The following is an 8,495-nucleotide window of genomic DNA, read 5'->3' on the forward strand; positions in this document are numbered from 1 at the left end:
ATCCGGTTCTCATATCCATCTTATTTTCAAAGCCTAGATTATTGATAACAGAAGGGGATTGGGTCAATTTTTATAAAGGGGTTTTGACAACCGGACTTGGTATAACGTCATGCCAACGAATAAAGACAGGATTACTGTATATTTACCGCCAGAGTTGAGAGAACGCCTGAGTATTGTCGCCCCCTAAATCCCCCAACTTTGGGGGACTTTAAACTTTGGGTTTTCCCCAGAATTGGGGGGCGGAGGGGGGCTAAATACAAAAACATTTATAAACCATTCCCAATTAAAATAAAGGATGCCCAATAATAAGGATGACTGAAATTATTACTCGCATTATTAATCGGTAATCCGGTTGCAAGATCTCGTTGAATAAACCCTCCATCTCCTGTACCATCGCCTCCCCTTTCGCCCCCAAAGACTGAAAAATATCCTGCAATTAACGCATTTTGAGCGTTTTGTAACGCTTCAGTTTTACTGTTTCCGGCTTGCAACGCATGGTAAAATTCATTCATCAAAAGTTGAGTTCCTCCATCATTAACTTGCCATAAAGAAGCAATAACCGCCCTCGCCCCTCGACTTTGGAATTGATAACCGAGTCCTAAAATTTGTTCGCCGTTGTTATCAAAACCACCTAAACCCGTTTCACAAGCACTCAACACCACCAAATCTACATTCGACAAAGACCAATTCTCCACATCTCGCAATGTGGGATTTTCACCTTCTCCAAACACAATAAAAGATTCAGACGGATCACCCGGAACAAACGCCGCATGAGTGGCAAAATGCAGCACGTTATAACCATTCATTTTCGGTTTAATCGCTTCCAAAGTAAAGGCTTCATCAACATAAGCCGTTGTATTGGGTAAAGTTTCCTTCAACCCATCCACTTCAATTCCAGCAAACGGTAAACCCGCAAATTCAATATTTCGTTCACCAATTTTAGCCGGACGAATTAAAGATTGATCTGCAAACGCTCCCGCTAAAATTCTCGGATCAGGTTGGGGTTGAGTATCAATTTCTTGTAATGAGGCGGCGGTGATATTATTGACTCGAAAACGTTGGGCGATCCACTGTTGACCATCATGCAATGCCACCAACGGAATATAGCGTAACACACCATCGGGCGCATAAATAATCACTTCCGTCTCGGCTGTTTTGAGGTCATTTTCCAGGGGTTCAAACAGCCACTTGTAGAGTTTTTTTGCGGGTGCAACGGCATCAACAGTTGGGTCTTGTAACGCCAAACGAAACCGAACAATTGTCCGATACAATTCTTCTCGGCTAACCTCAACAGTTCGTCGTAAAGGAGGAGAATTGGGAGTGGTAATGACTAATTCTAAACGGTCTTCTAGAATTAAAGGATAGAACAGAACCGCATCCAACTCTGCTAATTTATCTCGTAAACCATCTAACGCACCCAGAGATAACGTTTGTTCTCGCGCATCAAAACTGAGTTGTTCGATTAATTTTCGGACTTCTGGACGATCAGCAAAATTATTAAAATCTGCGTTAATTTCTTCTTGCAAGTTATACAATTGACTCAGCCGTTGTTCTTCAGAGGGCGTTAAATTCTGTTTCTGTTGCAGTTGAGTTAATTCTTCCCCAACTTCTATAGCGTTCTTTTGAAGTTCATTGTAACGGGCGAGAATTTCGGCTTCGGGTTGGTAAAATTCTAAACCGCTAGCAGTGTTGGCATTTCCCCGAACAGTTTTGAGGTAATCTTCCAACTCCTGAACTTTGAGTAAGTCCAAGACTCGTTGTGCTTCTAAAACTCGATTTTCTTTTAACAATAAGTCAGCTAGATAACGATATCGACCCTCAATGGTTTCGATGTATGAGAGTTGTAAATCACTCGATAACCCTTGAATATCCTTGCGAATGGTTTCTGTAACGTTAACAGATTGTTTTAGAAAAGTAATTGCAAGTTCAGGTTGGTTTTGTTGTTCTAGTGCTTTACCAATATTACTGAGAGAAAGGGCTTCCCCATCGCGATCGCCAATTTCTTGAAAAATAGCTAAAGACTGCTGAAAGAATTCTATCGCTTTTTGATACTGCCCTAAACTACGGTAAGCATAGCCCAAACCGTCTAGAGAAATAGCTCTCCCACGAGGGTAACTAATTTCGCTTGCAATGGCTAAAGACTGCTCGTAGACTTCTATGGCTTTTTGGTACTGCCTTAATTTAGTGTAAACAAACCCTAAATTCTGGAGAGAATGAGCTTCCTCCTGCTTATAACTAATTTCTCGTGCAATGGCTAAAGATTGCTGATAGTATTCTACAGCTTTTTGATACTGTCCCAAACTCTCATACGCCCAGCCTAAGTTATTTAACGAAGCAACTCTTCCATAGATATCTCCTGTTTCACGGTCAATAGCTAAAGCTTGTTTATGGAATTCAATTGCCTGGTGATACTTCCCCAAACTTTGGTAGACAAGACCCAAATTGCCCAGAGAATCGGCTTCGCCTTTGCGAACGTTGATTTCACGGAAAATGGTCAAAGACTGCTGATGAAGTTCTATTGCCTGCTGATACTGAGATAAGTTCCAGTAAGCCCAGCCCAAATTGTTCAGAGAAGCCGCTTCCCCATAGCGATCACCTATTTCCCGTGCAATGGTTAACTGCTGCTGATAGAATTCTATCGCTTTTTGATACTGCCCCAAATACCAGTAAGCATTGCCCAAATTGCCCAGAGATTTCGCTTCTCCTTGTCTATTACCGATTTCCCGATAAATTTCTAAAGATTGTTGGAAAGACTGCAACGCTTCTCGAAATTGGCTTATATTAAATTGTTGAATACCCTGCTGTAAAAATCGATCGGCTTCGGCTTGACGTTGCTGTTGAGTTTGTACGAGAACGGGAGACTCAGACAAAACGTTTGTGGGTACTGTGGGACTCAACACACCAATTACCACCGCTAGGGTTAGGGCTTTCGGGTTCAGCATCGGAGTTTGGGTTAGGGTAGATGTTGCTTCACTTTTAACTTATTTTTGGGGTCGTTGGAGTTATGCAGTTTTAGACGGTGGAGACAGAGTGTAATGAATTTGAATAAACGTCGAACAGGGTGCAGGATGTAAGATGAATCAATGTTGAGTTGTTGAGTTTTTGAACGTTATTTTAGTTAAATTTCAAATGAGTTTATTTTACATTCTGGGGATTTTCCTCATCATCCTGACGTTAGGGATTGGATTGTATCTAATCAGCGCTCGTCGTTATCAATCTTCTGATTCTGTCGCCAATTCCTACGACGAATGGACTGAAGATGGTATTCTGGAGTTCTACTGGGGCGAACATATTCACCTCGGTCATTACGGTTCACCGCCCGAACGAAAGGATTTTCTCAAAGCCAAAGAAGACTTTGTACATGAAATGGTCCGTTGGGGAAGTTTGGATAAATTACCCCCAAATACAACGGTTTTAGATGTCGGTTGCGGTATCGGCGGAAGTAGCCGCATTTTAGCCCAAGATTACGGGTTTGATGTCACGGGTGTTACGATTAGCCCCCAACAGGTGAAACGCGCCCAGGAATTAACCCCAGAAGGACTCAGCGCTAAGTTTCAGGTTGATGATGCGATGGCGCTGTCTTTCCCCGATGAAAGTTTTGATGTGGTTTGGTCAATTGAAGCGGGGCCACATATGCCCGATAAAGCAATTTTCGCTAAAGAGTTACTGCGAGTCCTCAAACCGGGTGGCGTGTTAGTTGTCGCGGACTGGAACCAACGAGATGATCGTCAAATTCCTCTGAATTTTTGGGAAAAACCCGTGATGCGCCAACTCCTCGATCAATGGTCACATCCGGCGTTTTCGAGTATTGAGGGCTTTTCTGAACTGTTGGCGGAAACGGGGCTGGTAGAAGGCGAGGTAAGCACCGCAGATTGGACGCAAGAAACCCTCCCCTCCTGGATTGATTCCATTTGGCAGGGAATTGTTCGGCCTCAAGGGTGGCTGGGTTTTGGGTTGTCAGGTTTTGTGAAATCTGTGCGTGAAGTACCCACCTTACTGCTGATGCGGTTGGCTTTTGGTGCCGGACTTTGCCGCTTTGGGATGTTCCGGGCTATACGGGCGAATTCATCGCAAGATAGGGAACAGGGAACAGGGAACAGGGAACAGGTTTCGGTGGAGGTTTAATCTGTCGGGGTGGGTTCGGGGTGAATTTATGTTTTGAACAAATCACAACAAATAACATCAATAAACCCGCCCCTACGCGACTTTTAACCGACGACTGAACTTTTTTGTACGGTTTCTTTTTCGGGTTCAAATTCCGTTGAACGATTCACTTGCCACCACAGGGCTAAACCGCCCCCAATGACTAATACTGCTATCCCGATAACCAGTAGAATTTGTTGCCATTTCTTCAAACCTGAAGTTGTGGTTTGGGGTTGTTTTTCCGATTCTTCTTCGTCGTACATTAACGCTTTAGAAGCTTCTGTGGGTTCCGACTCAATCTCATTGGGAATACTAGGTTTAGCGGGAGTATCAATCAAAATTAATTTCTGCGGAGAAACCCCACAATAGGTTAAAACAACAGAAGTATTATCGTGACCATTATGAGTATTGGCTAAATTAATCCATCCTTCGACAGCAGACTCCAAAGACTTTTCAGCTTGCAAGACAGCCGGGGCATAAGCCGCCCAAGATTTTTCTACCCAATCATTATCACTTAAGCCATCAGAACATAACAACAATAAACCATCTTCTTCGATAATAAATCGCTGTACTGTTGGACGCAAAAATTCAGCTTCTCGGGTACCAACCGCTTGAGTTAATGCCCCCGCATCCTGACGTTGAGAGGCTTCCCAATACAAACTCCGACCCTGTTTTACTTCTCGGGTAATCACATCATCATCAATGGTGAGGGCTTGACAAGAGTCCCGAGTAATCCAATAGGCGCGACTATCACCCACATTAACAATATACAATTCGTGAGCATTTTTCAACTCTAAATTTTTGGCAGTTTTTAACTTTTGAGGAAGTTGTAACGCCATGACTAAAGTTGTTCCCATCCGTTGACGTAGGGAGCGCTTTTGTTCGTTATTTTGGGCGGAAATTACATTATTAATCACTCGGGTAATTTCTTGGAGTTGATCGATAATTAAGTCGGGAGGGGTTAAGCCTTCTTGTTCGTTAATTTCGGTCATAAAAGTAGCAATTAACGGTTGGATTGATTTCACCGCTAACTGACTGGCAACTTCTCCGCCTTCGTGACCCCCAACTCCATCACAAATTAGACTTAAATGAGGAATTAACTGATTATGGGGATAACTATCAATCTGTTCTAAATCTACTTTTCGGGGATAATAACTATCTTCATTATGCGATCGCAAAGGCCCTGTATCACTGTGACCAGCAACCGCTAAATGTAACGGTAATTGAGCCGCTTGTTGTAATAAAAGTTGGTTCAATTCATCGGAAATTGTTTCCAGGGAAGCCTGATAACTTTGCATCAGTTGAGAAATATTTTGCAACGGTTGCTGCACTTCATCTTGAGCGGTTTCAATAAAAGCAGACCAAAATTCTGCCAAATCTTTCAAAGTCGGTTTAACTTTTCCCTGATGCAATTGTATTAATCGAATTCGCCAACTCTCAACCCGAAGATTATCTTTAACTAAAAGACTATAAGCCGCCCCTTGTTCTGATAACGGTGTCCAAAGTTGCAACATTTGCCACAACCAATAGACCTGACGGATACTTTTGGTTTTCGGCCAAACTTCCGCCATTGTCGGCAAAATTGTCCCCTTAGAATCGGTAGGAATATTATCCAATAATAAAATTTCTTCGCCTTCAGAAGTCGTACCTAAGTTATAAATCCCATGAACTCCCGGAAGGTGTAAACGATGGGAATACAGGTGCAAATAAGGCAAGATTACATCGCTAATTGACTCGGGAATTGTTGGGGGTACAGCCGGTTTAGTATCCAGCCAAACTTGAGGCGCACCCACATAATAGCGATTTCCCACCACTTGTCCGGGCTGAATTTGACCCGCCGTTGAACCGACAGCCCACAGATAACGATAACTCAATTGCGTTTGACACGTCTGACAAACTTGACGACCAAGAGTATTGCGAGGCTGGGGACAGGTGGGGTTGGGACAGTAAATCGGGGGTTGCGATGCACTGCTAATTTGGAACAGTTTTTGTAAAGACACGAGTCAAGATATATTGCTTAAGGACTCAACTTAGAAAAATTTCAATATAAAATGATTGTAGCCCAAGGCTGGATTGTTCTGAATTGTACTGTGCATAACAGAACAATTGGTTAAGCTTCACCCCTGCGGTGCTGATGTCTGCGTTCTCCCCCACACCCATCGCTTATGTTACTCAACCCGACAATCTTTTGGTTACTCGCTGGCGTGTTGCTTTGCATGATGGAATTATTTGTTCCGACGGCTTTTGTAGAATTAATGATGGGATTGAGTGCGCTTGCGGTGGCGGGAGTGTCGTTAATTGTTCCCTATGCCAATGTACAAGTTTTACTGTGGATGATTTTATCAGTCGGTTCAATTGTTGGCTTGCGACGATGGCTTCCGAGTCGCCGAGTTCCGACCATTGAAGATGCACAAGAAGCTGAAACTTTAACCGAAATTTTACCAGGTCAAACGGGTCGAGTTTTGTACGAGGGGATTTCTTGGCGAGCGCGTTGTGATGGCAGTGAAATCGCGATTGCTCCTCATCAAAGGGTGATTGTCATTGGACGGGAAGGCAATACACTGATTGTCATCTCAGAACAGTTACTCAATGCTTCGGAATAATTAATTTTTGAGGTTTTGTTTAGGATTGGTGATTTCCGAAAGTAGATCTTTTGAAACTGTAGATCTAAAATTAGAGGAGTCTTTGTTATATTTTTGTGTTTCTTTTGATTGCAATCTGTTCAAGATAACTTAATATTGAGGAAACTTAAAATGGAAAACTTTGTATTACTTATCCTGCTTGCTTTGGGAGGTTCTGGTCTTGCCGGATCAGTCAAAATTGTCAATCAAGGTGATGAAGCGTTAGTCGAAAAGTTAGGGAAATATAACGGTCGAAAATTGAAGCCAGGTTTGAGTTTTGTTGTCCCTTTTTTGGATCGAATGGCGTACAAAGAAACCGTTCGAGAACAGGTTTTAGATATTCCCCCCCAACAGTGTATTACTCGTGATAATGTTTCGATCAGTGTCGATGCGGTGGTCTATTGGCGGATTATGGACTTAGAAAAAGCGTGCTACAAAGTCAATAATTTGCAAGCAGCGATGGAGAATTTAGTCCGCACTCAAATTCGTTCAGAAATGGGTCAACTAGAACTCGATCAAACATTTACCGCCCGTACAGAAGTCAATGAAATGTTGTTGCGAGATCTCGATATTGCCACAGATCCTTGGGGGGTGAAAGTGACTCGGGTAGAGTTGCGTGATATTTGTCCGGCGAAAGCAGTTATGGATGCGATGGAGTTGCAAATGTCGGCAGAACGTCAAAAACGGGCGGCGATTTTAAAATCAGAAGGGGAACGAGATTCTGCGGTTAATAGTGCGCGAGGTCATGCAGAAGCCCAGGTTTTGGAGGCAGAAGCCCATAAAAAGGCGATGATTTTAGAAGCTGAAGCCGAACGTCAAACTCAAGTGTTGAAAGCCCACGCCACCTCTGAAGCGCTGCAAATTATTACCAAGGTTCTCAACAGCGATCCTAAAGCCAAAGAAGCGTTGCAATTTTTACTGGCTCAAAATTATATGGATATGGGAACAAAAATTGGAAATAGTGATAGTAGCAAGGTGATGTTTATTGATCCGCGTAGTATTCCCGCCACGTTAGAAGGAATGAAATCAATTGTTGGGGATAATTCACAAAATTCTGATTTTAACAAGCCTTTTTAGTTGTTAAATTTCAATTATAATTAAAGACTGGGGTAGGTTAAACCTATCCTATTTTTTTACAGATTAATCTTCAATACTTAAATATTTGCTATTGATAATTGATGGAAAACACTGTAGGGGCGGGTTCTGTCAAAATGTATATTTCCCATAAACAACTGATATAAACCCGCCCTCTGTTGCTACATCAGCTAAAGATTGATCTGTAGCATTATTGTCTGTACATTTATGCTTGATGCTACTTTTGAGTCAAAGTTTTTCTCCTCAATATTCCAAGGAGAGTGATGCCACTCAGTCCGATAACCATTCCGGGTTCAGGTACAGATGTAGCAACCAATGTTCCAGTGACGATGCTAGACCGAGGAATAAAAACATCACCAGAACCGGATTGAACACCCATGTCAACGGTGAGAGAATCTAACACCTCTCCTAACTGATAATCAAAGCCAAATTCTGTGGGAATCGGTTCAGTTAATAATTCAGTCACCAGATTTTTATTGAGGATTTCCCAAAAGTCCGTTTCATTGGGATAATTGACGAGAAAATCGTCAATATAATTAGAAATCTGAGTAAATTCTGGATACTCAAACGGATCATCTATACCGATTCCTTCTACATAATCATAGCTGGCAACCAGATCAATAACACCTTGACCTT

Annotated in this window: 6 protein-coding genes; 3 read left to right on the top strand and 3 right to left on the bottom strand. The window is 42.5% G+C overall.

Going from position 1 to position 8,495, the window contains the following annotated elements:
- Positions 1 to 266 precede the first annotated feature (266 nt).
- Positions 267 to 2,942, bottom strand: coding sequence for a tetratricopeptide repeat protein (locus tag M595_RS22290; RefSeq protein ID WP_023068749.1), 2,676 nt, complete (start codon positions 2,940 to 2,942; stop codon positions 267 to 269).
- Between the two features lie 187 nt (positions 2,943 to 3,129).
- On the opposite strand from M595_RS22290, the gene M595_RS22295 reads away from it, so the two are divergent.
- Positions 3,130 to 4,125, top strand: coding sequence for a methyltransferase domain-containing protein (locus M595_RS22295; RefSeq protein WP_023068748.1), 996 nt, complete (start codon positions 3,130 to 3,132; stop codon positions 4,123 to 4,125).
- 83 nt (positions 4,126 to 4,208) lie between these two features.
- Here the strand turns inward: M595_RS22295 and M595_RS22300 are convergent, their stop codons facing one another.
- Positions 4,209 to 6,143, bottom strand: coding sequence for a protein phosphatase 2C domain-containing protein (locus tag M595_RS22300; RefSeq protein WP_040484513.1), 1,935 nt, complete (start codon positions 6,141 to 6,143; stop codon positions 4,209 to 4,211).
- Between the two features lie 165 nt (positions 6,144 to 6,308).
- Between M595_RS22300 and M595_RS22305 the strand changes: the two genes are divergently transcribed.
- Both M595_RS22305 and M595_RS22310 read left to right on the top strand, forming a co-directional pair.
- Positions 6,309 to 6,746, top strand: a complete 438-nt coding sequence (locus tag M595_RS22305) for an NfeD family protein (protein ID WP_023068725.1) — start codon at positions 6,309 to 6,311, stop codon at positions 6,744 to 6,746.
- Positions 6,747 to 6,896: 150 nt separating this feature from the next.
- Complete coding sequence (locus M595_RS22310; RefSeq protein WP_023068732.1) at positions 6,897 to 7,841, top strand: SPFH domain-containing protein; 945 nt, start codon at positions 6,897 to 6,899, stop codon at positions 7,839 to 7,841.
- A gap of 235 nt (positions 7,842 to 8,076) precedes the next feature.
- Here the strand turns inward: M595_RS22310 and M595_RS22315 are convergent.
- Positions 8,077 to 8,495: PEP-CTERM sorting domain-containing protein (locus M595_RS22315; RefSeq protein ID WP_023068726.1), on the bottom strand; the 419-nt coding region annotated here is incomplete at its 5' end.

Origin of the sequence: Lyngbya aestuarii BL J, from assembly GCF_000478195.2 — a bacterium.
Classification (GTDB): Bacteria; Cyanobacteriota; Cyanobacteriia; order Cyanobacteriales; family Microcoleaceae; genus Capilliphycus; species Capilliphycus aestuarii.